At 56.3% G+C, this 25,745-nt stretch carries 24 protein-coding genes; 9 read left to right on the top strand and 15 right to left on the bottom strand.

Features of this window, described 5'->3' with window-relative positions:
* Nucleotides 1–22 precede the first annotated feature (22 nt).
* A complete protein-coding gene (locus RCCS2_RS00615) occupies nucleotides 23–427 on the top strand; it encodes a hypothetical protein (RefSeq protein ID WP_156788387.1) in 405 nt (134 codons plus the stop codon).
* Between the two features lie 39 nt (nucleotides 428–466).
* Here the strand turns inward: RCCS2_RS00615 and glyA are convergent, their stop codons facing one another.
* Complete coding sequence (glyA, locus tag RCCS2_RS00610) at nucleotides 467–1,762, bottom strand: serine hydroxymethyltransferase (protein ID WP_008230526.1); 1,296 nt, start codon at nucleotides 1,760–1,762, stop codon at nucleotides 467–469.
* Nucleotides 1,763–1,948: 186 nt separating this feature from the next.
* Between glyA and RCCS2_RS00605 the strand changes: the two genes are divergently transcribed.
* The gene (locus RCCS2_RS00605; protein WP_008230524.1) at nucleotides 1,949–2,713 is read left to right on the top strand and encodes an NAD kinase; all 765 of its coding nucleotides are present in this window, start codon (nucleotides 1,949–1,951) and stop codon (nucleotides 2,711–2,713) included.
* 68 nt (nucleotides 2,714–2,781) lie between these two features.
* On the opposite strand, the gene RCCS2_RS00600 is transcribed toward RCCS2_RS00605, so the two are convergent.
* From RCCS2_RS00600 to RCCS2_RS00585, 4 genes are all read right to left on the bottom strand, one after another.
* Nucleotides 2,782–3,291 (bottom strand): BLUF domain-containing protein, encoded by a 510-nt coding sequence (locus tag RCCS2_RS00600; protein ID WP_156788386.1) that lies wholly within the window; start codon nucleotides 3,289–3,291, stop codon nucleotides 2,782–2,784.
* 39 nt (nucleotides 3,292–3,330) lie between these two features.
* Complete coding sequence (locus RCCS2_RS00595) at nucleotides 3,331–3,870, bottom strand: CIA30 family protein (protein WP_008230521.1); 540 nt, start codon at nucleotides 3,868–3,870, stop codon at nucleotides 3,331–3,333.
* 51 nt (nucleotides 3,871–3,921) lie between these two features.
* On the bottom strand, nucleotides 3,922–5,811 hold the full coding sequence (prpE, locus tag RCCS2_RS00590) for a propionate-CoA ligase PrpE (protein WP_008230520.1): 1,890 nt from the start codon (nucleotides 5,809–5,811) through the stop codon (nucleotides 3,922–3,924).
* Nucleotides 5,812–5,909: 98 nt separating this feature from the next.
* Nucleotides 5,910–8,189, bottom strand: coding sequence for an NADP-dependent malic enzyme (locus tag RCCS2_RS00585; RefSeq protein WP_008230519.1), 2,280 nt, complete (start codon nucleotides 8,187–8,189; stop codon nucleotides 5,910–5,912).
* Nucleotides 8,190–8,312: 123 nt separating this feature from the next.
* Here RCCS2_RS00585 and RCCS2_RS00580 point away from each other — a divergent pair, with 123 nt between their 5' ends.
* Nucleotides 8,313–9,395 carry a cupin domain-containing protein gene (locus RCCS2_RS00580; RefSeq protein WP_008230518.1) on the top strand — a complete coding sequence of 361 codons (1,083 nt, stop codon included), beginning with the start codon at nucleotides 8,313–8,315 and terminating at the stop codon, nucleotides 9,393–9,395.
* Here RCCS2_RS00580 and RCCS2_RS00575 read toward each other — a convergent pair.
* Nucleotides 9,392–9,601 carry a DUF3072 domain-containing protein gene (locus RCCS2_RS00575; RefSeq protein WP_008230517.1) on the bottom strand — a complete coding sequence of 70 codons (210 nt, stop codon included), beginning with the start codon at nucleotides 9,599–9,601 and terminating at the stop codon, nucleotides 9,392–9,394. The genes RCCS2_RS00580 and RCCS2_RS00575 overlap by 4 nt on opposite strands.
* Before the next feature lie 92 nt (nucleotides 9,602–9,693).
* Between RCCS2_RS00575 and RCCS2_RS00570 the strand changes: the two genes are divergently transcribed.
* The 5 genes from RCCS2_RS00570 to upp are packed head-to-tail and all read left to right on the top strand — an operon-like array spanning nucleotide 9,694 to nucleotide 14,203.
* The gene (locus tag RCCS2_RS00570; RefSeq protein WP_269571744.1) at nucleotides 9,694–10,110 is read left to right on the top strand and encodes a cytidine deaminase; all 417 of its coding nucleotides are present in this window, start codon (nucleotides 9,694–9,696) and stop codon (nucleotides 10,108–10,110) included.
* 1 nt (nucleotide 10,111) lies between these two features.
* Nucleotides 10,112–11,413, top strand: coding sequence for a thymidine phosphorylase (locus RCCS2_RS00565; RefSeq protein ID WP_008230515.1), 1,302 nt, complete (start codon nucleotides 10,112–10,114; stop codon nucleotides 11,411–11,413).
* On the top strand, nucleotides 11,413–12,588 hold the full coding sequence (locus tag RCCS2_RS00560) for a phosphopentomutase (RefSeq protein WP_008230514.1): 1,176 nt from the start codon (nucleotides 11,413–11,415) through the stop codon (nucleotides 12,586–12,588). The genes RCCS2_RS00565 and RCCS2_RS00560 overlap by 1 nt, the downstream gene beginning before the upstream one ends.
* Nucleotides 12,585–13,574, top strand: coding sequence for an adenosine deaminase (locus tag RCCS2_RS00555; RefSeq protein WP_008230512.1), 990 nt, complete (start codon nucleotides 12,585–12,587; stop codon nucleotides 13,572–13,574). Before RCCS2_RS00560 ends, RCCS2_RS00555 begins: the two co-directional genes overlap by 4 nt.
* Nucleotides 13,571–14,203: a uracil phosphoribosyltransferase gene (upp, locus tag RCCS2_RS00550; protein ID WP_008230507.1), complete on the top strand. Its 633-nt coding sequence runs from the start codon at nucleotides 13,571–13,573 to the stop codon at nucleotides 14,201–14,203. Before RCCS2_RS00555 ends, upp begins: the two co-directional genes overlap by 4 nt.
* 3 nt (nucleotides 14,204–14,206) lie before the next feature.
* Here the strand turns inward: upp and RCCS2_RS00545 are convergent, their stop codons facing one another.
* Together RCCS2_RS00545 and RCCS2_RS00540 are read right to left on the bottom strand one after the other, a co-directional pair.
* Nucleotides 14,207–15,223, bottom strand: coding sequence for a hypothetical protein (locus RCCS2_RS00545; RefSeq protein WP_037293310.1), 1,017 nt, complete (start codon nucleotides 15,221–15,223; stop codon nucleotides 14,207–14,209).
* A 123-nt stretch (nucleotides 15,224–15,346) separates the two neighbouring features.
* The gene (locus RCCS2_RS00540) at nucleotides 15,347–16,972 is read right to left on the bottom strand and encodes an AMP-binding protein (protein ID WP_008230503.1); all 1,626 of its coding nucleotides are present in this window, start codon (nucleotides 16,970–16,972) and stop codon (nucleotides 15,347–15,349) included.
* An 81-nt stretch (nucleotides 16,973–17,053) separates the two neighbouring features.
* On the opposite strand from RCCS2_RS00540, the gene RCCS2_RS00535 reads away from it, so the two are divergent.
* Nucleotides 17,054–17,944 (top strand): DMT family transporter, encoded by an 891-nt coding sequence (locus RCCS2_RS00535; RefSeq protein ID WP_008230501.1) that lies wholly within the window; start codon nucleotides 17,054–17,056, stop codon nucleotides 17,942–17,944.
* 178 nt (nucleotides 17,945–18,122) lie between these two features.
* On the opposite strand, the gene RCCS2_RS00530 is transcribed toward RCCS2_RS00535, so the two are convergent.
* The 7 genes from RCCS2_RS00530 to RCCS2_RS00500 all read right to left on the bottom strand — a co-directional run bounded on the left by RCCS2_RS00530 (nucleotide 18,123) and on the right by RCCS2_RS00500 (nucleotide 25,712).
* On the bottom strand, nucleotides 18,123–20,321 hold the full coding sequence (locus RCCS2_RS00530) for a 3-hydroxyacyl-CoA dehydrogenase NAD-binding domain-containing protein (protein ID WP_037292949.1): 2,199 nt from the start codon (nucleotides 20,319–20,321) through the stop codon (nucleotides 18,123–18,125).
* A 60-nt stretch (nucleotides 20,322–20,381) separates the two neighbouring features.
* Complete coding sequence (locus tag RCCS2_RS00525) at nucleotides 20,382–20,840, bottom strand: hypothetical protein (protein WP_008230498.1); 459 nt, start codon at nucleotides 20,838–20,840, stop codon at nucleotides 20,382–20,384.
* 5 nt (nucleotides 20,841–20,845) lie between these two features.
* Nucleotides 20,846–22,057 carry an acetyl-CoA C-acetyltransferase gene (locus RCCS2_RS00520; RefSeq protein ID WP_008230497.1) on the bottom strand — a complete coding sequence of 404 codons (1,212 nt, stop codon included), beginning with the start codon at nucleotides 22,055–22,057 and terminating at the stop codon, nucleotides 20,846–20,848.
* Nucleotides 22,058–22,084: 27 nt separating this feature from the next.
* Entirely contained in the window at nucleotides 22,085–22,711 is a 627-nt protein-coding gene (locus tag RCCS2_RS00515; RefSeq protein ID WP_008230496.1) for a glutathione S-transferase family protein, read from the bottom strand.
* 87 nt (nucleotides 22,712–22,798) lie between these two features.
* Nucleotides 22,799–24,574, bottom strand: coding sequence for an acyl-CoA dehydrogenase C-terminal domain-containing protein (locus tag RCCS2_RS00510; RefSeq protein ID WP_008230495.1), 1,776 nt, complete (start codon nucleotides 24,572–24,574; stop codon nucleotides 22,799–22,801).
* 44 nt (nucleotides 24,575–24,618) lie between these two features.
* Nucleotides 24,619–25,020, bottom strand: coding sequence for a MerR family transcriptional regulator (locus RCCS2_RS00505; RefSeq protein WP_008230493.1), 402 nt, complete (start codon nucleotides 25,018–25,020; stop codon nucleotides 24,619–24,621).
* A 323-nt stretch (nucleotides 25,021–25,343) separates the two neighbouring features.
* Entirely contained in the window at nucleotides 25,344–25,712 is a 369-nt protein-coding gene (locus RCCS2_RS00500; protein WP_008230491.1) for a MerR family transcriptional regulator, read from the bottom strand.
* Nucleotides 25,713–25,745 lie beyond the last annotated feature (33 nt).

Raw genomic sequence — 25,745 nt, 5'->3', positions numbered from 1 at the left:
ACGCCCCCGGGGGCCAGAGGGATTGAGCATTCGCGCCCAAGCCGTTACCCGGTCCGGCATGGCACAAACGTTGCAACAGATGGTGGATGAGGTCCGCGAAGCGATGGGGACGCAGATGCGCATCCGTGGCCGGTCGCTTGACGTACAGTTACGCAAGGCCGGTCGTTTACTGCCACGTCGTATCCGGCAGGATGCGACCTATCTGGCGCAAGGTGTGACGCTGGTGCAGAACCCGAAGCTGGCCAAGATGGTGGATATGGCAAAGGCGCAACAGGCCTATGAAAACGTCATGGCGCATCTGCACGGCTTTGATGTGGCCGCCGGGCGTCGTAATGCCGTGCTCAATCTGGTTGCCTCGATCGCATTTGCGCTGTTGGTGACGGGGGTCTTGCTGCTGGTGGTGCTGTGGTGGCGCGGATTTATCTAGCGGCTTTATGGCCCGGCGGTTGGACCGGGCCAATTAGAACTACAGCGCGGGATAGATCGGGAAGCGGTCGCAAAGCGCCTCAACCTCGGCACGCACTTTGGCTTCAACCGCGCCGTTCCCATCTTCGCCGTTTGCGGCCAGACCTTCGGTTACTTCGACGATCCAGTCGGCGATCTGGCGGAACTCTGGCTCGCCAAAACCGCGTGTGGTGCCTGCGGGGGAACCAAGGCGGATACCGGATGTGACCATGGGCTTTTCTGGATCAAACGGGATGCCGTTCTTGTTGCAGGTGATATGGGCGCGACCCAGTGCCTTTTCGGTCGCGTTGCCTTTCACACCCTTGGGGCGCAGGTCAACCAGCATCACGTGGCTGTCTGTCCCGCCAGTGACGATATCGAGGCCACCTTTCATCAACTGATCAGCCAGCGCTTGGGCGTTCTTGACCACTTGTTCTTGGTAGGTCTTGAATTCGGGGCGCAGCGCCTCTCCAAATGCCACCGCCTTGCCTGTGATAACATGCATCAACGGCCCGCCTTGAATGCCGGGGAAGATGGCAGAGTTGAATTTCTTTGCCATGGCTTCATCGTTGGTGACAATCATGCCACCACGCGGACCGCGCAGGGTTTTATGTGTTGTTGTTGTGGCCACATGCGCATGCGGGAAGGGCGATGGATACAAGCCGCAAGCCACGAGGCCCGCGAAATGTGCCATGTCGACCAGCAGGTAAGCCCCGACGCTGTCTGCGATTTCACGCATTTTCGCAAAGTCGATGATGCGCGGAATGGCGGACCCGCCAGCGATAATCATCTTGGGCTGATGTTCGGTCGCAAGGCGCTGCACCTCGTCATAGTCCAGCAGGCTGTCTTGCTTGCGCACACCGTATTGCACGGCGTTGAACCATTTGCCCGATTGGTTTGGCTTGGCACCATGTGTCAGGTGGCCGCCCGCGTCGAGTGACATGCCAAGGATCGTATCGCCGGGCTGAAGCAACGCTTGAAACACACCTTGGTTGGCTTGTGAGCCAGAGTTCGGCTGGACGTTTGCAAATTCACAGTTAAACAGCTGCTTGGCGCGTTTGATCGCCAGATTTTCGGCCACGTCGACATGTTCGCACCCGCCATAATAGCGACGGCCGGGATACCCTTCGGCGTATTTGTTGGTCATGACGCCACCTTGTGCTTCCATGACGGCGGCAGAGACGATGTTCTCTGACGCGATCAGCTCAATCTCTTTGCGCTGACGCTTGAGTTCGGCTTGCATGGCGGCGTGGATTTCCGGGTCGCGGGTCTCCAAGGTTTCGGTGAAAAAGCCGTTATCGCGGACTGTGACGTTCATGGGTGCGTCCCCCCTCAAGGTGCCAGAAACTGAAAGTTGCGCCCTGATACCCTATCATGGCCAAGGTCAAAAGCATCAAAACGACCAAGACGATTATGAGGCCGTCACATTGCGTTTCGTATCGGCGGCTTGCGTTTCCGTGCCGATAAACGCACAACTTATCGGAACTGTTAAGGAAATCGCGCCATGCCTCGCCCCAAGATCGCCTTTGTCGCCAGCCCTGTGCCCATTGCGCAGACGGCACTGCGCGAATTGGCCGCAAAGCATGGCGATGTGCCACAGGCGCAGGCTGATGTCATCGTGGCCTTGGGCGGCGATGGTTTCATGTTGCAGACTTTGCATGGCACACAAGGTTTGGATGTCCCGGTTTACGGGATGAACCGGGGGACCGTCGGTTTTCTGATGAACGAATATCATGCCGATGATCTGCAAACCCGGTTGGATGAGGCCGAGGAAGAGGTGATCAACCCGCTGGCGATGACGGCACTGTGCGTTGATGGGGCGATGCATGAGGCGCTGGCGATCAACGAGGTTAGTCTGTTGCGGGCGGGTCCGCAGGCGGCAAAGCTGCGGATTACGGTGGACGGCAAACTGCGCATGAATGAACTGGTTTGCGATGGTGCGCTGGTGGCAACCCCTGCGGGATCGACCGCTTACAATTATTCAGCGCACGGGCCGATTTTGCCAATTGGATCTGATGTTCTGGCGCTTACGGCGATGTCAGCGTTTCGTCCGCGGCGTTGGCGGGGTGCGCTATTGCCCAAAAAGGCCGTCGTGCGGTTTGATGTGATTGACCCGGGCAAGCGGCCCGTGATGGCGGATGCGGACGGCAAGTCTGTGCGTGATGTGGTGAGTGTGGAAATTCACTCAGAGCCATCAATCCGGCATCGCATATTGTTTGATCCGGGGCATGGTTTGGAAGAACGCCTGATCAGGGAACAATTTGCGTGACGTGTGAAAGCTGCGACTACGCCTGAAAAGCTGCAATTAAATCAGGTAAGTTTCGATACCCAAGAGCGTCAGTCACCGGACCCAGGCATGTCCTGCGCAAGTCGCCGAAATACCCCTAGAACCTCGTCAGGCGGCACTTTTTTGACAACGCCTGCGTCAACTTCGGCCCGCGTCCACATCCAGCTTTGGAATGGGTCATCGCGCATGGCCCATTTCCCAAATATGCGTTCAGACGCGGTTTGCCGCACCAATTCTGTGACATCAACGTGACGGTCATCTTGGACGATTTTACCATAGATGCGCCTGACGCTATGCGCGGGCCCTTCCAACAGTTGCAGGTAAATATCATCGCGGCAAAGCAAGCAGCCGGTGATCTGGGCTTGTGCGTTATTTGCACGGGATTGGAAAAGGATGCTGAGAAGTATAGCCGGATCGTACCCAAGGGGGCGCGACGCGTAAACGATCTGAAGATAGGACATAAGGCGGATCAGCTCTTGGTAAGAGGGTGTCCACCCCTCAGGATAGCAGGACGCCAGATAGGCCAACCGTGGCGCGTTTTTGCGCGATTGTCTAGTCAAGTGTAATCGCTATGGTTGTGTGGGTAGCCTTTGATGCTGCTAATCCGTGATAGAGGCGATCCAATCCACATCCACTGCCGCCTCATAGTTTGCCCCGTAAGCCACTATCCCAAGGCTACGAATATCACCGGGTGCAAAACCCTTTGATAGCCCACCTTGCGGTTTGAAGGCTGACCACGGCAACACCACTTCGGACCATTCTGTCGATGCGTCAAAGGCGGCTTGATGGAATTGCCACGGGCGTTGTGATGTATCAGGACGGATGTGGATATAGTAGGTCGCCCCGTTGCCCCGGACGCGAAGTGCAATCCCGGTGGCATCCGCGGGCAGGCGCGACGACAACTCTTGTCGCACCTGAATAAACCCGCCGTTGTTGGCGGTACTGACAGTGCCGCGCAGTGCGACGTAAGTCACACTATCCTCGGTGACAAACTTTGCACCGCCATCCGAAACACCGCCCATCACCTGATCACTGGTATAGCGCCATCGGTTTTCAGCACCTTCAGAGAAATCATCAATCAGCATAGGTTCCGCCACCACTGGGGCTGCCAGGAGCAGCAAGATCAAGAGCATCTTCATAACCCTGACCTAGCGCGCAGATCTGCGATTTCTATGCCGCGTTGGCGGTTATCACTGCGCATATCCCAAGGGTATCAGCGCTACTTTGATTTCATCCAGAATAGCAGGATCATCAATGGTCGCGGGCATCTTAAAGTCCTGCCCATCTGCAATTTTCACCATCGTGGCGCGCAGGATCTTGCCAGAGCGTGTTTTCGGCAATCGGTCCACCACCGCGACCATCTTAAAGGCGGCCACCGGCCCAATTGTCTGGCGCACAGAGGTGACGATCTCTTTTCCAATCTCCTCATGCGGGCGGTCGCAGCCTTTGTTCAGGCAGACGAATCCCATAGGCAGTTGCCCTTTCAGTTCATCTGTGACGCCGATGACCGCGCATTCGCCCACATCCGGGTGCCCGGCGAGGACTTCTTCCATTGCACCTGTCGAAAGCCGGTGCCCGGCCACGTTGATCACATCATCGGTGCGCGCCATGATATAAAGATAGCCGTCTTCGTCGATCATCCCGGCATCACCCGTTTCATAGTAGCCGGGGAAGGTGTTGAGGTAGGATTTGATAAACCGGTCCTCGGCATTCCATAGCGTGGGCAAGGTGCCGGGCGGCAGGGGGAGTTTGACCGCGATGGCGCCCAACTCACCCGGTTTCATTTCGTGCCCTGCTTCATCAAGGATTTGCACGTCATAGCCGGGCATCGCCACGGTGGGCGAGCCGATTTTGACAGGCAGCGCCTCGATCCCTGCTGGATTGCCTGCGATGGTGTAGCCGGTTTCGGTCTGCCACCAGTGGTCGTAGACGGGCACGTTCATCACGCGCTGCGCCCATTCGATGGTGTCAGGGTCGGCGCGTTCGCCTGCAAGGTACAGCGCGCGCAGGCCTGAGATGTCGTAGTTCTTGATCATCTCGCCTTGCGGGTCCTCGCGTTTGATGGCGCGAAAGGCGGTGGGGGCGGTGAAGAAGGATTTGACGTTATGTTCTTCAATGACCCGCCAGAAGGTGCCTGCATCAGGTGTGCCGATGGGCTTGCCTTCGAAAACGACGGTTGTGTTGCCGTGGATCAGAGGCGCGTAGCAAATATAGGAATGGCCCACGACCCAGCCCACGTCGGAGGCGGCCCAGAAAACCTCGCCCGGATTGACGTCGTAGATCGCTTTCATGGTCCAATTCAGCGCCACAAGATGACCCGCCGTTGGGCGGACAACGCCTTTGGGCGCCCCTGTCGTGCCAGATGTGTAAAGGATGTACGCCGGGTGGTCGCCTTTGACGGGGACACATTCGGCGGGAGTTACGCCGGCTTGAAATGCGTGCCAATCGTAGTCGCGGCCTTCGATGAGGGCGGCCACTTCTTGTTCGCGTTGAAAGATCACGGTGAAGTCAGGTTTATGTGTCGCCATTTCAATCGCGCCATCCAACAGCGGCTTATAATGCACAACCCGCCCCGGCTCGATCCCGCAAGAGCCTGCAATGATTGCTTTGGGTGTCGCGTCGTCGATCCGGACGGCCAACTCATTGGCGGCGAACCCACCGAACACGACCGAGTGGATGGCACCGAGGCGGGCGCAGGCCAGCATCGCTTCCAAGGCTTCGGGGATCATCGGCATGTAGATGATGACGCGGTCACCTTTTTCGACGCCTTTAGCGCGCAGCGCACCGGCGAGCGAGGCGACACGGGTTTGCAATTCGGCATAAGTGATTGTGCGTTTGGTATCAGTAACGGGGCTGTCATAAATGATGGCGGCTTGATCGCCGCGCCCATTTTCAACGTGACGGTCGACCGCGTTGTAACAGGTGTTCACCTCGGCATCGGTAAACCAGCGGTAAAGCGGGGCCTTGCTGTCATCAAGGGCCTTGGTTGGCGAGGTGACCCAGTCGATTGACTTGGCCTGATCCATCCAGAAACCTTCTGGATCGTTTTTCCACGCGCCATAAACGTCAGCATATCCCATGTCGTCCTCCCAAACCTACTGCAGGGATTGTTAAGCATGGTGTTACGACAGGGCAAGCAGAGCCACGCAAACAAGCGCGGCCGATGTCAAAAACTTAACTACCCGTAATGGGCGACCGGCGTGCCAGCCACGGCTGACATGTTGAGCAAGCCGCGAGCAGTAATCGACGGCGTCACGATATGGCAGCGGTTCCCCATGCCCATCAGGATCGGGCCAACCTCCAGCCCGCCACCTTTCATTTTCAAGATGTTGCGCACGCCAGAGGCTGCATCGGTGTTGGCAAAGACCAGCGTGTTGGCCGCACCGGGCAGGTGGGCGGCAGGAAAGACGCGGTTGCGCAGTTCAACATCAAGCGCTGCATCGACATGCATTTCGCCTTCGTATTCAAAATCGCGCTTTGCACTATCAAGAATTTCCATTGCCTTGCGCATGCGTCGCCCGCTGTCGCTATCCAAATTCCCGAACTGGCTATGCGAGCAAAGCGCGATTTTGGGATCGACCCCGAAACGCCGCACGTGTCGCGCGGCACCGATCACCGTTTCGGCAATTTGTTGCGGCGTTGGTTCTGGGTGAACCTGGGTATCAGCAACAAACAAGGGGCCGTCTTCGAGGATCATCAATGACAAGCCTGCGATAGGATGGAAATCATCGGTGCCAAGAATTTCGCAGACATACTTTAAATGCCAAAGATACTGACCAAAGGTGCCGCAGATCATACTGTCCGCTTCGCCGCGCTGCACCATGACAGATGCAATCGCCGTGGTGTTGGTGCGCATGATTGCCTTGGCAAGATCAGGGGTCACGCCCTTGCGTGCCATCAGATCATGATAGGTGCCCCAGTAATCGCGGTAGCGAGGGTCGTTTTCGGGATTTACGATGCTGAAATCGACGCCCGGCCGGATTTTCAGACCCGCCCGTTCGCAGCGCCTTTCAATCACCTCGGGGCGACCGATCAGGATCGGCGTATCGGTGGTTTCTTCCATGATGGCTTGGCTAGCGCGCAACACACGTTCATCTTCGCCTTCAGCAAAGACGATGCGGCGGGTGGCAGTGCGGGCGGCGTCGAACACCGGTCGCATGATCATGGCGGATTTGAAGACAGAGCCGTCAAGGTTGGCTTTGTACAGGTTCATGTCGGCGACGGGTCGCGTTGCGACGCCTGTTTTGATCGCGGCCCCTGCGACAGCGCTGGCGACAACACCCATCAAGCGGGGATCAAAAGGTTTCGGGATCAGATAATCCGCCCCGAAGGTAAGTTGTTCACCTTTGTAGGCAGCGGCAGCTTCTGCGCTGGTTGTCGCACGGGCAAGGGCAGCGATGCCTTCGACACAAGCGATTTTCATGTCGTCGTTGATTTCGGTTGCGCCAACATCAAGCGCGCCACGGAAAATGAAGGGGAAGCAAAGGACGTTGTTGACCTGATTGGGAAAATCGCTGCGGCCTGTCGCGATAATCGCATCAGGGTTGGCGGCGCGTGCATCGTCAGGGCTGATCTCTGGGTTTGGGTTGGCCAGTGCAAAAATGATGGGGCGGTCGGCCATTTTCTTGACCATAGCGGGTTTGAGGATGTTCGGACCAGAGAGCCCCAGAAAAAGGTCGGCGTCAGCGATGACATCATCCAGCGTGGCCGCTGTCTTGCCTTGCGCGTATTCTGCCTTTTGCGGCGTCATGTCTGTCTCGCGACCTTCGTAGACAAGCCCCTCAATATCGCAAAGATAAACGTTTTCGCGTTTCACGCCGAGCTTCAGCAACATGTTCAGGCAAGCGATGCCAGCTGCACCACCGCCTGTGCTGACGATTTTGATATCCTCGAATGTCTTGCCCGCGATACGCAGGGCGTTGGTTGCCGCCGCCCCCACGACAATGGCAGTGCCATGTTGATCGTCGTGAAACACAGGGATGTTCATCCGCTCACGACAGAGCTTTTCCACGATGAAACAGTCGGGCGCTTTGATATCTTCCAGATTGATCGCGCCAAAGGTCGGTTCCATCGCGCAGACAATATCGGCCAATTTTTCTGGATCCGGTTCGTTCAACTCGATGTCAAAACAGTCAATGTTGGCGAATTTTTTGAAAAGAACGGCCTTACCTTCCATCACCGGCTTGGACGCCAGCGCGCCGATATTACCAAGGCCCAGCACGGCGGTGCCGTTGGTCACAACCGCCACCAGATTGCCGCGCGAGGTATAGTCGCGGGCGGTGTCGGGATTGTCTTTAATTTCGGTGCAGGCTTCGGCGACACCGGGGGAATAGGCCCGCGCAAGGTCGCGGCCTGTTGCCAATGGCTTTGTCGCACGGATTTCGAGTTTTCCGGGTTTGGGGAACTTATGATAGTGAAGTGCAGCTTCTCTCAGGCTGTCTTTTGCATCGTCTGGCATTGCGTCCTCCCAATATGGTTTAATATTAAACCATTTTCTTTCCCTTAGGGAAACTGCGTCGCGGGGTCAATCGCGATGCGCCCACTCTTGCAAATAATTCACTGCAAGGACAGGGTGCAAAATATGACAGACACACATGAAATCCGCGCCGAGGTTTGCCTGAGTACGACTGATCTGCGTGCGGACCTTGGGTTTTTCGGCGGCACCTTGGGGATGCGACTGGATATGATTTATCCCGCTGACGATCCTTCAGTCGCGGTTTATTCCGGTCATGGAATACGTGTGCGGTTGGATCAGCGCGTCGGGCAAAACCCCGGCTTGCGGATTTTGACGGATAATCCTGCGTTTGCAAGTGGCGCAACCGCATTGACATCACCGGGCGGTACGCGGGTTGAGGTGTTGCCGTTGAACCCACCGTTGGAGTTGCCAGAAACCGACCATGCCTTTGTGGTCCGCAGGTTGGCCGATCAGGCGCCTTGGGTTATAGGCCGGGCAGGCATGCAGTACCGCGATTTGATCCCCAGCCGTTTGGGCGGGTCAATTATTGCCAGCCACATCCGTATTCCTGATGGCGGCCCGGTCCCTGATATGGTGCATTTCCATAAGGTCGGATTTCAGCTGATCTTTTGCTATCGTGGTTGGGTTGATGTTGTGTACGAAGACCAAGGGCCGCCAATCCGGCTGACTGCTGGTGATTGCTTTATCCAACCGCCAGAGATCAGGCATCGGGTGCTTGAGGCGTCAGATGGTATTGAAGTGATTGAGATTGGTGTGCCGGCTGAACACATCACCGAAATTGATCACGCTATGGAACTGCCAACGCCGCACCTGCGGCCGGACCGCCAATGGCAGGGACAGAAGTTTGTGTTCAACGAAGGGTCCAAAGCTGATTGGCAGGCCGCCCGTATACCCGGTTTTGTGGCGCGCGATACGACCATTTCAGCCAACACAAAAGACGTTGCTGGTGTGAACGTGATCCGCAAAGGGCAAGGTGACCCTGCTTGGTCGCGTCATGATGCGGATATCCATTTCACTTTTGTGATGGAGGGAACCATGACACTGGAAGGTGAAGGCAAAGAACCATATCAGCTTGCCCCCGGTGATGCTTTTGTGATCCCGCCGGGGATGCAAACGCGCTATGCTGATCCGTCGGACGATCTGGAACTGCTTGAAGTCGCACTGCCGGGCGATTTTTCCACCAGTTAAAGGTTTTGCGCGTCGTTGACCTGTTCCCGCAGCAGTTCAATGCGTTCATGAGCCGCAGCTTGCGTCAAACCACCATCAAAGGGTTCGCCTGCGCTTTCACAAAGCGCGCGCAGTATGTCCGCTTGCTGTGCAGTCATCGGGGCGTCTGCATCATGCGCGTCGTCTGGCAACATCTCATCAGCGACAACGATTGGTTTCGTAGGCATCAGAATACTCCTTTTGCGTCGATACATGGCCAACGCCCCGACCGGTCGAAGGTTCCATCTTGCGCTTGCATCGCGCCGCGTCAGGGCACAATCTGTCCGAAAGAACGGAGGCGCAAATGTCATTGATAGAATCTGCCCGTGCGGTGCGCGAAAACGCTTATGCGCCTTATTCGAAGTTCAAAGTTGGTGCCGCGCTTAAGACGGCGTCGGGCACCGTTTATACAGGCTGCAACGTCGAAAACGTCGCCTATCCCGAAGGAACCTGTGCCGAGGCTGGCGCCATTGCAGCGATGGTTGCGGGCGGGGATACAACGATTGCTGAGATCGCGGTCATCGCAGACAGTCCCAAACCGGTCAGCCCCTGTGGCGGGTGTCGTCAGAAAATAGCAGAATTCGCGCAAGGAGACGTGAAAGTGACGCTTGCCACCACGGATGGCGTTGTCCACGAAACGACCGTCGCGGCACTGTTGCCCGGCAGCTTTGACGCTGATTATATGAGCCGCGTCTGACATGGACGCACGTGCCATCATCGTTAAGGTCCGGGGCAAGCAGACCCCAAGCCAAGAAGAACTGGCATGGTTTGCCCAAGGTCTGGCCTCTGGTGCCGTCAGCGATGCGCAAGCCGGAGCTTTTGCAATGGCGGTGGTGCTGAACGGGCTGACAGATGAAGGGCGCGTGGCGCTGACACAAGGTATGCGCGACAGTGGCGATGTGATGCGCTGGGATCTGCCCGGCCCGGTGATTGATAAGCATTCGACTGGTGGTGTGGGCGATTGTGTGTCGCTGATCTTGGCCCCTGTGCTTGCCGCTTGCGGTGCCTATGTGCCGATGATTTCGGGGCGCGGGCTGGGCCACACCGGGGGTACGCTCGATAAGTTGGAGGCTATTCCCGGGTTGAATATCAACGTCACCGAAAAACAATTGCGTTTGATCACCCGCGAGGTTGGCTGTGCCATTGTCAGTGCCACAGGCCAGATTGCCCCCGCCGATCGCCGTCTTTATGCGATCCGCGATGTGACCGCGACGGTGGAAAGCATTGACCTGATCACCGCTTCAATTCTGTCCAAGAAACTTGCAGCGGGATTGGAAAGCCTGATTTTGGATGTCAAATGCGGTTCTGGGGCCTTCATGAAAACACCTGATGAGGCGCGTGCACTGGCCCGCGCGCTGGTTGATGCAGCCAATGGGGCGGGGTGCAAGACCGCTGCCCTGATCAGCGATATGAACCAGCCGCTGGCGCCCGCGCTGGGCAACGCGGTTGAGGTTGGTATCTGCATGGAGGTTTTGGCAGGTGATCAGAAGGCGGCCCCGCGCCTTTATGATCTGACAGTTGGGCTTTGTGCGCAGCTTTTAATGATGCAAGGCGAAGATGCGACTGCTGCTGTGGCGAAGGTCAAGACGACGATCAGTTCGGGCACTGCGATGGAACGCTTTGCCCAAATGATTGCCGCTTTGGGTGGGCCGCCAGATATGGCGCAGGATTGGCACACCCACTTGCCCAAAGCGCCTGTGGTGGGCGAGGTGACCGCCCCAGCAACTGGCCACATCGCTGCGATAGATGGCGAGGCGCTGGGCCTGGCTGTTGTTGGCTTGGGCGGTGGACGCCGGGTTGAAACGGATCGGGTGAATCCGGCGGTTGGTTTTACAGACATGATTGAACTGGGCGCGTCTGTGACCCGCGGCGACCCGCTTTGTGTTGTGCATGCCGCGGATGAAGATGCCGCAATGGAAGCGGCGATGGCGGTGCAAGCGGCGATCACAATCGGCGATGCGGTGACACCCGGCCCATTAGTTATTGAAGGGATTACCTGATGCCCCGTGCTTTTGTGATTGTCATAGACAGTGTCGGTATTGGTGGCGCACCTGATGCCGATCAGTTTTTTAACGGTGACCTGCCGGATACTGGTGCGAATACCATCGGCCATATTGCGCGTGATGCGGGCCTTAATGTGCTGACTTTGGACGCGTTGGGATTGGGGGCTGCGGTCAAGCTGGCCTGCGGCGAGGCTGCTATAGGTTTGGGTGTCGACCCCAGCGGCGCTTGGGGGGCTGCGACCGAAATTTCGCGCGGTAAGGATACACCGTCAGGCCATTGGGAATTGGCCGGCGTTCCCGTACCATGGGATTGGCATACCTTTCCCGACGCGGACCCCGCGTTCCCGGATGATGTGACTGACCTGATCTGCAAACTGGCTGGGACAAAGGGCATATTGGGCAATCGCCATGCATCCGGCACCACAGTGATTGAAGAAGAGGGTGAGGCGCATGTCACGTCCGGTTGGCCGATTTGCTATACCTCTGCCGATAGCGTGCTGCAGATTGCGGCCCATGAAGAGGTGTTCGGGCTTGACCGTCTGATGACGCTTTGCAAAGACCTCGCGCCGACCCTGCACGAGATGAAGGTCGGACGGGTGATTGCGCGCCCCTTTGTTGGTGACGTGGGCAATTTCACCCGCACTGCCAACCGCAAGGATTTTGCCATCGCGCCGCCATCACCAACCATTTGCGACTATGTGCATGATGCGGGTCGGATGGTTTATGCCGTCGGCAAGATCGGGGACATCTTTTCAATGCGCGGCATAGATGATCTGCGCAAAGGGCGTGATGTGGCGCTCATGGGGCACATCAACGATCTGGTTGATGCGGCTGCGGATGGGTCGTTTGTGTTCGCCAATCTGGTCGAGTTTGATAGCGAATACGGGCATCGTCGCGACCCGGCAGGCTATGCCAAGCACCTTGAATGGTTTGATGCTGAATTGGCCAAGGTACTGCCCAAATTACGCCCCGATGACCTGTTGATCGTCACCGCTGATCATGGCAATGACCCGACATGGGCCGGGACCGATCATACCCGCGAACGTGTGCCTGTTCTGGTGCATGGATTGGGTGCTAAGTCGCTGGGGCAGATTGCCTTTGTTGATGTCGCAGCATCGGTCGCCGCCCATTTGGATGTACCTTATGCGGGCCAAGGAAAGAGCTTTCTATGACCTTTCAGACGATGCCAAAAGTCGAGTTGCATACACACCTTGAAGGTTGTGCGCCACCTGCCTTTATCAAACAGCTCGCCCATGAAAAGAAGATTGATATCAGTGGGATATTCGATGCTGGCGGCGGCTATGCCTTTCGCGATTTCGACCATTTTCTGAAAGTATACGAGGCCGCTTGCACCACTTTGCAAAGCCCTGATGATTTCCGTCGTCTGACCATGGCCGTGCTTGAAGAAACCGCCGCACATGGCGTTGTTTATATGGAGACTTTCGTGTCGCCCGATTTCTGCGGTGGCGGTGATCTTGCTGCATGGAAAGACTATCTTGCGGCAATAGAAGACGCCGCGCGCGAGGCGGAAGACAAACTTGGTATTACGCTGAAAGGGATCGTCACGGGCATTCGCCATTTCGGACCAGAGGCTTGTAAACCTGCCGCCAGATGTGCCGCCGAAACCTTTGGCGATTTCGTCACCGGCTACGGCATGGCGGGTGGTGAAATGGTCAGGCGCCCTGCGGATTATGCCTATAGTTTTGATATGGCCCGCGAGGCCGGGATGCCGCTGACCTGTCATGCGGGCGAATGGGGTGGTGCTGCAATGGTGGCCGAAACGATCCGACATTTGAAGGTTGCCCGGATTGGACATGGGATTGGGGCGATTGATGATCATGCCGTGATTGACCAAATCGTGGAAAACGATCTTGTGCTAGAGGTTTGTCCAGGCTCGAACGTTGTTCTGAAAGCGGTTGATGGTTGGGGCAGTCACCCGATCGCCAAACTGCGCGATGCCGGGGTCAAGGTGACGGTATCTACTGACGATCCGCCCTTTTTTCACACAACGATGACCGCAGAATACGACATGCTGAACAAGACTTTTGGCTGGGGCGAAGATGATTTCAAAGCGCTGAACAAAACCGCCCTTGCAGCCGCTTTCTGCGACGATGACACAAAGGCCCGCGTGGCCAAAAGACTGGAGACTGCCCAATGACCGATCATGTCACCCACGTCACCCATCCGCTGGTGCAACACAAGCTGACACTGATGCGGCAGACCGATACCTCCACAGCCGTGTTCCGGCAGCTGTTGCGCGAGATCAGCCAGTTACTGGCTTATGAGGTCACGCGCGGATTGCCAATGACCACCAAGCGGATTGATACACCGTTAGAGCCGATGGATGCGCCTGTCATCGACGGCAAGAAGCTTGCGCTGGTGTCGATTTTGCGTGCGGGCAATGGGCTGCTTGATGGTGTGCTGGAACTGATCCCATCGGCGCGTGTAGGTTTTGTCGGGCTATACCGGGATGAGGCGACGCTGAAACCGGTGCAGTATTACTTCAAGGTGCCGACAGAGTTGGAGGACCGTCTGGTAATTGCCGTGGATCCCATGCTGGCGACAGGCAATTCTTCGGTCGCCGCGATTGATCTGCTGAAAGAGGCAGGTGCCACGAATATACGGTTCCTGTGTCTGCTGGCAGCACCCGAAGGGATCGCACGCATGCGCGAGGCGCACCCGGATGTGCCGATTGTCACCGCAGCCATCGACAGTCATCTGAATGAACAGGGCTATATTGTGCCGGGGCTTGGTGATGCTGGGGATCGGATGTTTGGCACCAAGTAAATTCTAGACATTGCAGATGTTTTGCAGGCTGACCCAGTCGCTGTCGGGTAAGATCAGCGGAATGCTGCGTTCAAGCAATGGGTCTGTACCCAGATCAGGCATGTTGCCTGTACGGGCATCAGCCGCAGCAAGGTACGGTGCCTGAGGAATTTCAGACGCGGCCAACGCACGGCGTAAAATGTCGGCGTCAGGCTTTGGCGCATCGCTTTCAAGAAGGTTAATCGCATTGCGGCGCAAAATGTCGCCTGGGATTTCACCGGTTGTCAGCAAACGGAAGGTGATGCCAAGCCCCTCTTGCTGCAACAGGTTCTCTAGCGGGTCATCGTCCACAACGGCCGCGCGACTGGCAAGGATAAACCCGGCAGCCGCTGCAGGATCGTCAGACATCTGCAAGACGCCGTAATCAAGCAGGATCAACCCTCCGGGTAGTGAGATCGCGCCTTGCGGTAAGGACGGCACAACGACAATCTGTGTGATCGTCTGGGCCCCAAAGAGTCTTTGGGACAGGCGCATCGCAGCGGCGTTCGCCTGTTCAGACTGGCAGACCGCCCCGGTTTGATTTTGCATATAGCCCAGCATCTCGACCCCGATCTCGACTCGTTTCGGGGCGGGAACAACGGCAAGGGTCTGTCGGGTCAGCGCACCGGGTAGCCAGAATATGGCAAGTGCGAATGTCACGCCAATCAACCCGCCAGTCAGCCAAAAGCGCAGCTTTCCGGGATGTGGGCGTGCCTTGGCAAGGGCTTGGCGCACTTCTTCAATGGCCTCAACCATCGTGGTATCAGCGATTTCTAGTATTTCGCTGGCGTCTTCGTCAGGGGCGTAAACTGCTGGAACTTCGCCGGGGTTTTGGCGGATCAATGCAGGCAAAGACCAGTGCGTCAACGGGCGCCCATTGCCATCAGAAATGACAAGCGTTGCATCCCCAAAAGACAAGGTCACATCGCGCCGCTGCCCGTCAGGTTCTGCGCGCCAGAGTGCTTCGCTTTCCAACCGGACGTATCGGTCAAGTGCCGTCATCTGCTGATTGCCCCTTTTTTTGGTCAGGGTAGCGCGGGCGACGCGGATTGTCATGTTGGAAACATCCCGCGGTCAATGGTGCTGGTGGGCAGACCTGACCTTTCGGCGCATCCAGAGCTTGGCTTAGAATGTCTTGGCTTGTTTTCTTAGTTCGAACTTCTGAATCTTTCCAGTCGAAGTCTTGGGAAGTTCCTGAAACACGACTTTCTTAGGACATTTAAATCCTGCAAGCCGTTCGCGGGTGAAGGCAATAATCTCTGCTTCATCCGCTGTCGCGCCATCTTTCAGTTCGACAAAGGCACAAGGCACTTCGCCCCATTTGTCGTCAGGTTGCGCCACCACCGCGCAAAGATTGACCGCCGCGTGGTGCATCAGCGCGCCTTCGACTTCGACGGAACTGATGTTTTCGCCGCCCGAGATGATAATGTCTTTCGCCCTGTCCGAAATTTGGATGGAGCCGCCTTGATGCTGAATGGCAAGATCTTCGGAATGAAAGTACCCGCCTGCGAATGCCTTATCGGTCGCTTCGGCGTTTTTGAGGTAGCCTTTCATGACCGCATTTCCGCGCATCACGATTTCGCCCTGTGTGGCGCCATCGCGGGGCACTTGACCCATGTATGTGTCAACGACTGTGACATCTTCCATCATCGGAAATGCCACGCCTTGGCGTGCTTTGATCGCCGCCTGTTCATCTTCTGGCAGGCTGTCCCAATCGCTATCCCAGATACATTCGGTCACATGCCCATAGGTTTCCGTCAGCCCGTAGACCTGTTTGACGTTAAAACCCAGCTTGCCAATCGCCGCTAGCGTTGCGGGGGCAGGGGGCGCGCCAGCGGTGAACACTTCAACGACGTGATCGAATGCGCGCCGGTCTTCGTCCTTCGCGTTGACGATCAGGTTCAGCACGATCGGGGCGCCGCCAAAATGTGTAACACCTTCGTCGCCGATCGCATCATAAACCGCCTTGGCCGAGATATCGCGGCAGCAGACCACAGTTCCGCCCAATGCAGGCATCATCCACGTGTGGTTCCAGCCGTTGCAGTGAAACAGCGGCACGATCTGCAAGTACCGCATAAAAAGCGGCAGTTCCCAACTGATTGGCGTGCCCATGGTCATCAGGTACGCGCCGCGATGGTGATAGACCACGCCTTTGGGTCGCCCGGTGGTGCCGGAGGTATAGTTGAGTGCCAGGCTTTCCCATTCGTCCTCTGGCAGGATCCAAGCAAACTCTGGATCGCCGGTTGCCAGAAAATCTTCGTAGTTTTGTTGTTCGGCCATCGCATGCACGCCGGCCTGATCGTCGGGAACTTCGATGATCAGGGGGGCGGGCCCTTCCATCAATTCGATGGCCGCCATAGCAAGCGGCAGAAATTGACTGTCGACCAAGGCGACCTTTGCTTCGCCATGGTCGAAGATATAGGCGACCGTGTCGATATCCAGCCGGGTGTTGATCGTGTTCAGCACTGCTCCACACGCGGGAACGCCAAAGGCGGCTTCGGATTGTGCGGGTACGTTTGGCAGTATTGTTGCAACCACATCGCCCGGTTTGATCCCTGCTTTGGTCAGCGCAGAGGCCAGTCGCGACACACGGCGATAGTATTTCGCATAAGTCAGCCGGGTTTTGCCGTAGACAACCGCCTCTCGATCCGCAAAAATCAGTGCTGCCCGTTGTAAGTGAGAGAGCGGCGTCAGTGGCACATAGTTGGCCGCCCGTTTGCCCAATCCCGTTTCATCACGCATCCAGCCCATGTTGCCCTCCCGCTTTGAGGGTTGAGTATTGCGCAATGTTGGCCGTTTTTGAAAGTCAGAATTAAAAAGGCAGAAATTTCTATGACCCAAGTGATTGCCCCCACACGTGCGGCCTTGTCCATTTTGGCTGGTATGGCGACATTGGGCCTGAGCGATAACTTCATTCTGTACATCACTGAAGATAGTTCGCTTTGGCAATTCCACCTGCTGCGCAGTGTCATTGCATTGGCTGTCATGATCGTGATTGCGATGATTGGTGCCGGTGTCATCAGGCCCAAACGCTTCTGGGCTGTCGCTGCGCGCAGTGCGGTACAAGGCATCGCCATGCTGATCTATTTTGGGTGTCTGGCCATTCTGCCGGTCGGTTTGGTGGTTGCGGGCTTCTTTACCTCGCCTTTGTTTGTGGCGCTGATCGCTGCGGTCTTTCAGGGCAAACGCATCACGCCCCTGCATGCCGTCGCCATCTTTTTGGGTTTTGCGGGTGCCTTGATGGTCATTCAGCCCAATCCGGCAGATTTAGATTTGATTGCCTTTTTACCCATCGTCGCAGGCTTGTTTTATGCCATCGGGGCCGTCGCCACCCGATCGTGGTGTGAAGGTGAGGGGACGTTGGCGTTGACCGCAGGGTTCTTTGTTATGCTGGCCTTGATGGGTGCGGTTGGTTGTCTGATCTTGCCCGGTGTTGGTGCCGGGGCCGATGGATTTGCAGCGCGTGGATGGATGCCTTTGAATGCGGACATGCTGTTTTGGATTGCCTTGCAGGCAGTGGGCACGCTGATCGGGATCATGTTCCTGTTTCGCGGCTATCAGGTGGGCGAGGCAAGCTCGGTCGCGGTGTTTGAGTTTTCGCTACTGATTTTTGCCAGCGCATGGGCGTGGTATTTATGGGATCAGGCAGTGACGCCATTGGCCCTGTTTGGCATGGCGTTAATTATCCTGTCCGGTGGGGTCATTGCGCTGCGTCGGGCATAACGTAAAAGCGGTATATCGGTCCAGCAATCAGTTAGCTGTAGGGCTAACTTTTGTACCGTAAGCGCGGTGATTGGCACGCCGCATATGCTATGGCGCATAAGTATTTCATACTAAAGGAAATATGTGTTTGAGACGGTTGATTTGGCGCACCCCCGGATCAGGGATGCGCCGTGTTGGCTTAGGCAGCTTTCGCGGCAGTGCCGAAACGCTTGTAGAAATCCTGACCTTTGTCCGCCATTTCGCGTAGCAAGTCAGGTGTCTTGAACCGGTCGCCGAACTCAGCGGTCAACTGATCGCACCGCTCGGCCGCGTAAGGTGCGCCGATGATATCAAGCCAGCTGAACGGACCACCGGACCAAGGTGCAAAGCCCCAGCCAAGGATCGCACCCACATCGCCTTCGCGGATGTCTTCCAGCACGCCTTCTTCCAGCGCGCGCACCGCTTCGAGGGTTTGTGCGAACAGCAGGCGGTGCTGTACGGTGATCAGATCTGGTTGTTCGTCGGCTACAGGGTATTGGGCGGCAAGCCCTTCCCAAAGGCCACCGCGCTTGCCCTTTTCGTCGTAGCTGTAGAAGCCCGCGTTGGATTTGCGGCCAAGGCGTTCCTGGTCGAACATCCAGAACAGGACCTCGTCGACCTCGCCATCGGGGTAGGCATCGCCCATCGCGGCCTTTGTCGCTTTGGCGATCTTCACGCCCAGATCGACCGAGGTTTCATCGACCAGTTGCAGTGGGCCCAGCGGCATGCCGACCAGTTTGGCTGCGTTCTCGATCAAGGCCGGTTCCACACCTTCCTTCACCATCCGAATACCTTCGTTGATGTAAGGAATGATGCAGCGGTTCGCGTAGAAGAAGCGTTCGTCGTTCACAACAATCGGTGTCTTTTTAATCTGGCGCACATAGTCCAGCGCTTTAGCCACAGCCACATCGCCGGTTTCCTTGCCTTTGATGATCTCCACCAGCAGCATCTTGTCGACAGGGCTGAAGAAGTGGATGCCGATGAATTTCTCTGCATCGGCGGATGCCTTCGCCAGTTCCGTGATCGGCAGGGTCGAGGTGTTGGTGGCGAAGATGCAGTCGGGGCCAGTCACGGCCTGCACCTTGGCAGTGACATCGGCCTTGACGCCCACATCCTCGAACACCGCCTCAACGATCAGATCGCAGCCTTTCAGCGCGTCGTAGTCGGTTGTCGCGTTGATCAGGCCCAACACGGCGTCTTTCTTTTCTTGGCTGACCTTTTTGCGGGCGATGCCTTTGTCCAGATGCGCTGTGGTGTATGATTTGCCTTTGTCAGCCGCTTCTTGCGTGCTGTCGATCAGGACAACCTCGATGCCTGCCAGCGCTGATACGAGCGAGATGCCCGCACCCATCATGCCAGCGCCGATCACGCCGACCTTCTTGACCTTCTGGTCCGGTGCCTCGGGGCGGTTGGCGCCCTTTTCCAAAGCTTCTTTATTGATGAAAAGGCTGCGGATCATGGCCGAGGATGAAGGGTTCATCAGGACATTGGTGAACCAGCGCGCTTCGATTTTGATGGCTGTATCAAAAGGCACCAGTGCGCCTTCATAAACAGCAGAGAGCAGAGCTTTCGCCGCTGGGTAAACACCTTGGGTCTTGCCGTTGACCATCGCTGAGGCACCCACAAACGTCATAAAGCCCGCAGGATGGTACGGTGCACCACCGGGCATTTTGTAGCCCTTTTCATCCCATGGCTTGACGATCGCAGGCTCTGACAGAACCCATGCTTTCGCAGCAGACAGCAGTTCGTCCGCAGGGACGACCTCATCAACAACACCAGCGGCCTTGGCTTTCTTGGGGTCGTTCAATTTGCCTTCGAGCAAGAGCGGAGACGCCCCCATCGCACCCAGCTTGCGTGACAGACGTGTTGTGCCGCCTGCACCGGGGAAAATGCCAACAAGGATTTCGGGCAGGCCGATCTTGGCCTTTGGATTGTCCGCCGCAAAGATGCGATGACAGGCCAGCGGAATTTCCAGACCGATCCCAAGCGCTGTGCCGGGCAGGGCGCAGGCAATCGGCTTGCCGCCTTTGTTGGTCTTGGGGTCCATGCCAGCGCGTTCGATCTTGCGCAGCACCGCGTGCATATTCATGACGCCTTCGAACAGACCGCGTGCAGGATCGTCGCCCGCGCTTTCCTTCATCTTGGCGATGATATTCAGGTCCATGCCACCGGCAAATGACCCTTCCTTACCCGATGTGATGATCACACCTTTGATGGTATCATCGGCCAAGGCCTGATCCACTAGCGCGTCCAGATCAAGGAAGCCTTGCTGGTTCATCACGTTCATGGATTTGCCGACGGTGTCCCAGACGATTGTGGCAACGCCGTCTGCATCAGTGCTCATTGTGAAATCGATCATATCTTTTGTTCCTTTGTGTCGTTGGTCTGCGGCATGTCGGGCCAGCGCGACCAATAGAAATTACGCGTTGCGATGCTTGGTATCTGCATAGGCAATAGCCATTGCCTGTCCGTCATTTGGTTCAAGGGCGTATTCGCTGCCGGTGACTTTCCAGTTGCCGTCGATCTTCTCCAGCACAGAAAAGCAAGGGTAGGGGCCGCTTAATCGCGTGCCATGTCTAAGGACCTCGTTTGTGTGGGTCGCCTCAATACGGGTTGGCGTTTTGTATTCGGCAACCACGCATTTACGCACCGTATCAGTCGCACCTATGCCGCGTAGATGATTGTGCATCTCAACAAAGGCGCGCCGCATATCCTCGGTCGTTTCCATGTAGATCGGGCCCGCCATTGTCGCCATGTGCTGCGGCGCGTGAAACACCGATGCGAAGGCATCAAAATCACCGGACAGCAACGCATCCCCGGTGATATCAAGCAACCTTTGCGAGACATCATTAGCAGCAATCAGCATATCAGTGGCCATCAGTGTTACACCCGTTCAATGATTGTGGCGGCCCCCATGCCAGAGGCGATGCAAAGCGTGGCAAGGCCCGTGCCTTGGCCAGTGCGTTCCAATTCATCCAGCAGTGTGCCGATGATAATCGCGCCGGTTGCACCCAGCGGGTGACCCATCGCGATGGAACCGCCGTTGACGTTGACCTTGCTGTTATCTACATCAAAGGCCTGCATGAAGCGCAGCACGACAGATGCGAAGGCTTCGTTGACCTCAAACAGGTCGATGTCGCTGATGCTCATGCCGGATGATTTCATGATATGCTCGGTCACGGGCACTGGACCGGTCAGCATGATGGTGGGGTCGGTCCCGATTTTGGCTGTTGCTTTGATGCGCGCGCGGGGTTTCATGCCGTTTGCTTCGCCCCATTCTTTGGAGGCGATCAGCACGCCAGCAGCCCCGTCCACGATACCGGACGAGTTACCAGCGTGGTGGATATGGTTGATCTTTTCCAGATGCGGGTACTTCATCAACGCGACCTTATCGAAGCCGGGCATCACTTCACCCATCGCCTGAAACGCTGGGTTCAGACCGCCTAGCGACTGCATGTCAGTGCCGGGGCGCATGTATTCGTCGTGGTCAAGGATAGCGAGGCCATTCACATCGCGCACAGGCACAATGGATTTGTCGAAACGCTTGTCATCCCATGCCGCTTTCGCACGCTTTTGGCTTTCCATCGCAAGTTGGTCAGCGTCGTCGCGGCTAAAGCCATATTCAGTCGCGATAATATCGGCAGAGATACCCTGCGGGACAAAATACGTGTCCATCGCGATAGAGGGATCAACCGCAATCGCGGCCCCGTCAGATCCCATGGCCACGCGGCCCATCATCTCGACCCCGCCGGCGATATAGGCCTGACCTGCACCGCCTTTGACTTGGTTGGCCGCAAGGTTCACGGCTTCCATGCCAGAGGCGCAAAAACGGTTGATCGCAAGACCGGGAATGGACTGATCCAGATCAGAGGCCAGCACAGCCGTCCGCGCAAGGCAACCGCCCTGTTCGCCCACCTGAGTGACGTTGCCCCAGATCACATCCTCAACAGCGTGGCCTTCAAGGTTGTTGCGTTCTTTCAGGGCATTCAGAACGCCTGCGGACAGGCGCGCAGACGTCACCTCATGCAGGCTGCCGTCTTTGCGGCCTTTGCCACGCGGGGTGCGGATCGCGTCATAGATATAGGCTTCGGTCATAGTGTCCTCCGGGTATTTGGGTCCGCGTTAGCCAAGGGCGCGCGGCATCAGGTCATAGGGGTGTTTCCAACCGGGTTGGGCCGCAATCGCGTCCAGCCAACGGTCAATGTTCGGGTAATCAGCACGGTCGAAGGTGAAATCTTCAGTGTAGAAAAGATAACCGGCACAGGCGATATCCGCGATGGTGATGTCATCACCGGCAAGCCAGTCGCGGCCGTCCAAGTGGGTTTCCATCACTTTCAGCGCTGACGCGAGGCGCATGGCCATAAAGCTGTTTACATCCGCATTGCGTTTGTCTTCGGGCAGGAAATTCATATTGAACCGCAAGGGGCCCGCGACACCAGACACTTTGTGGTTATCAAAAAACATCCAACGCAGGACTTCGCGGCGTTCGGCGGCAGATTTACCGCCAAGTTTACCGGTTTTTGAACTGATATAATCCTGAATCACGCCCGATTGGGTCAGGATCAGATCGCCATCTTCAAGTACCGGCACTTCGCCCATAACGTTAAGTGCACGAAATGCGGGGCTGCGGCTTTCACCTTTGAAAAAATCAACGAAAACCGGCTCCCACTCAGCATCTGCAAGGGTCAATGTCAGGGCAACCTTATACGCGTTACCGCTTTCAGCAAAACAATGTAGTTTCATGGTCATATTGCAGGCCTCCCAACCCAGGCGGGGGATTTCCGTCTTGTGAAAATCCGATAAGGGCGCGCCATAATCGACGCGCCCTTGCAGAGCTTAGAAGTTTGCCGCCTCAAGCGCCATGATTGTATCGCCGCCCGTGTTGATGCGTGCAAGGTGCATCGCCGTGGCGGGCAATTGGCGCGCCATGTAGTAGCGGCCAGTCGCGATCTTGGTTTCGTAGAATTCGGTGTCAGATGCACCGTTTTCAAGTGCTTCCATCGCCGCTTTCGCCATGCGTGCCCACATCAGGCCAAGGCAGACGTGGCCCATCATGTGCATGAAGTCATACGACCCGGACAGCGCATTGTTCGGCTTGGTCGCATTCTGCATGAAATACATGCCAGCGGCTTGCAGGTCCTTGGATGCGGCTTTCAGCGGTGTCAGGAATTCCTTGTTCAGCGCCTCATTGCCTTCGTTTTCTTTGATGAAGGTTTTGATCATTTCAAAGAACGCCATTACGTGCTTGCCGCCGTCTTGGGCCAGCTTACGCCCCACAAGGTCCAGCGCTTGCACGCCGTTGGCGCCTTCGTAGATCATCGCAATACGGGCGTCGCGGGCATATTGGGACATGCCCCATTCTTCGATATAGCCGTGACCGCCGTAAACCTGTTGGGCTGCGGTGGCGTATTCAAAGCCTTTGTCAGTCAGGAAGCCTTTGATGACCGGTGTCATCAGTGAAATCAGACCGTCGGCGTCTGCATCTTCGTTCTTATGCGCCCGGTCGATCAGGTAAGCGCCCCAGAATGTGAATGCGCGCGCGCCTTCGACGAATGATTTCTGATCCATCAGGTTGCGACGAATGTCAGGGTGCACGATCAGCGGATCGGCAGGGCCATCCGGGTTCTTGGCACCTGTGACATCACGACCTTGCAGGCGGTCGTTGGCGTAGGCCACGGCGTTCTGATACGCGCTTTCCGCTTGTGCATAGCCTTGCAGGCCCACGCCCAACCGCGCTTCGTTCATCATTGTGAACATCGCGCGCATGCCTTTGTGTTCTTCACCGACCAGAAAGCCTGTCGCTTCGTCATAGTTCATCACGCAGGTCGAATTGCCGTGGATGCCCATCTTTTCTTCGATCTTGCCACAAGCGACGCCATTGCGCTGACCCAAAGAGCCATCGTCGTTGACCATGAACTTGGGCACAATAAAGAGGGATACGCCTTTGATGCCCTCGGGTCCGCCTTGGATTTTCGCCAGCACGAGGTGGATAATGTTGTCGGCCATGTCGTGTTCGCCAGCAGAGATAAAGATCTTTTGGCCAGAGATCTTGTAAGAGCCATCACCATTCGGCACAGCTTTGGTGCGCATCAGGCCCAGATCAGTGCCGCAATGCGGCTCTGTCAGGTTCATGGTGCCGGTCCACTCGCAGGAAACCATCTTGGGCAGGTACTTCTGTTTCTGCTCATCCGACCCATGCGCGTAAATCGCGGAGTAGGCACCGTGGGTCAGGCCCTGATACATGTTAAAGGCCATGTTCGCGGATACGAAAGGTTCCTGCGCTGCGGTGTGCATCACATAAGGCAGACCCTGACCGCCATATTCAGGATCGCAATCCATCGCGGTCCAGCCGCCTTCTTTCATCTGCGCAAAGGCTTCTTTGAAACCTGTTGGCGTGCGCACGACGCCGTTTTCCATCACACAGCCTTCGGTATCACCCACGACATTCAGTGGGTGCAACACTTCGGTGGCCACTTTGCCGGCTTCTTCGACAACCGCACTGGTAAAGTCACGATCAAGGTCTTCAAACCCTGGGATGTCCTGCTCTGAAACCTTCAAAAGGTCGTGCAGTACAAACTGGATGTCTTTGTTCGGTGCGTTGTAGATCGGCATCTGGTGTCTCTCCGTTTCGTCTTGTTGGGTGGTCCGGCCCTTGATCAGGCAGCGACCGTTTTCTCTTTTGATAGCTGGGCCAACTTTTCAGCACCCCACGCCATTTGTTCTTTCAGCTCACCGATCGCTTCTTCCAACTCGGCCTTTTGGGCCTCCATGTCGGCAAGGTGCTGTTCGGCAAGTACGTATGATTTTGACAGCTGCGCTTCTTGCCCGTCATCCATGTGATACAGATCAAGCAATTGGCGAATTTCTTCCAAGGAGAAGCCAAAGCGCTTGCCGCGCAAAATCAGCTTCAACCGCGCGCGGTCGCGTTTCGTGAAAAGGCGTTTCTGGCCCTCACGGATTGGGAACAGCAGTTCTTTGGCTTCATAAAAGCGAAGCGTGCGTGGCGTCACATCAAATGCGTCACACATCTGCCGAATGTTCAGTGTCTCAGTCGTCATTGTTCCATTCCTATCATGCGTGTTTCAATGGCACGCACTTGCGAAGGATATATTGACTATACAAGCAAAGTTGACGTGTACGTAAACGTAACGTGGCGTCACGAGCAAGCTGACGAAAGGTCAGCAAAAATGACGCTAGGTCAGGCGCAACAAAAAAACGGGGAAAAGTTTCATTTATTCCCCCTCAAAGCGCTTTGATAAGGGCTTTTTGGTTATTTTGAGATTTGAATCTTAGCGCTAAAATTGGATTTTAGACCGAAAACCACGTCCATCGGCTTTGCCTTGATGACGTTGATGTGACCAAATTTGCCTCTCAGTCGCGCTTATCCCAGCGTTTCAGCTGTTGTGTCGCGCAAATTCTTCAGTTCGGCGATCGTGTCTTCCAGTTGCTGTTTTTGATCTGCCAACTCTATCAGTTGACGATCCGCCAGCGCCACCCACTCGTGCATCTGTGCTGTGGTGCCTTCTTTTTCGTAGATCAACAGCCACTGCCGGATATCTTCGAGCGAAAACCCAAACCGCCGCCCACGCAGAATCAACGTCATACGTGCCAGTTCTTTATTGCCATAAAAACGCGAACGCCCTTCTTTTTCGGGATGAAGCAGTTCGATGTATTCGTAGTAGCGCAATGTGCGTGGCGTGACATCGAATTTCGCGCACATCTCTTTGAATGACAGGCGTGTGTCCGACATGTATTTCTCCCTTGATACAAACGTAGCGGTATC

Source organism: Roseobacter sp. CCS2, assembly GCF_000169435.1.
Taxonomy (GTDB): domain Bacteria; phylum Pseudomonadota; class Alphaproteobacteria; order Rhodobacterales; family Rhodobacteraceae; genus Yoonia.
Note: the sequence above shows the minus strand (reverse complement) of the source record. Positions and strands in the feature narration are given on the sequence as shown.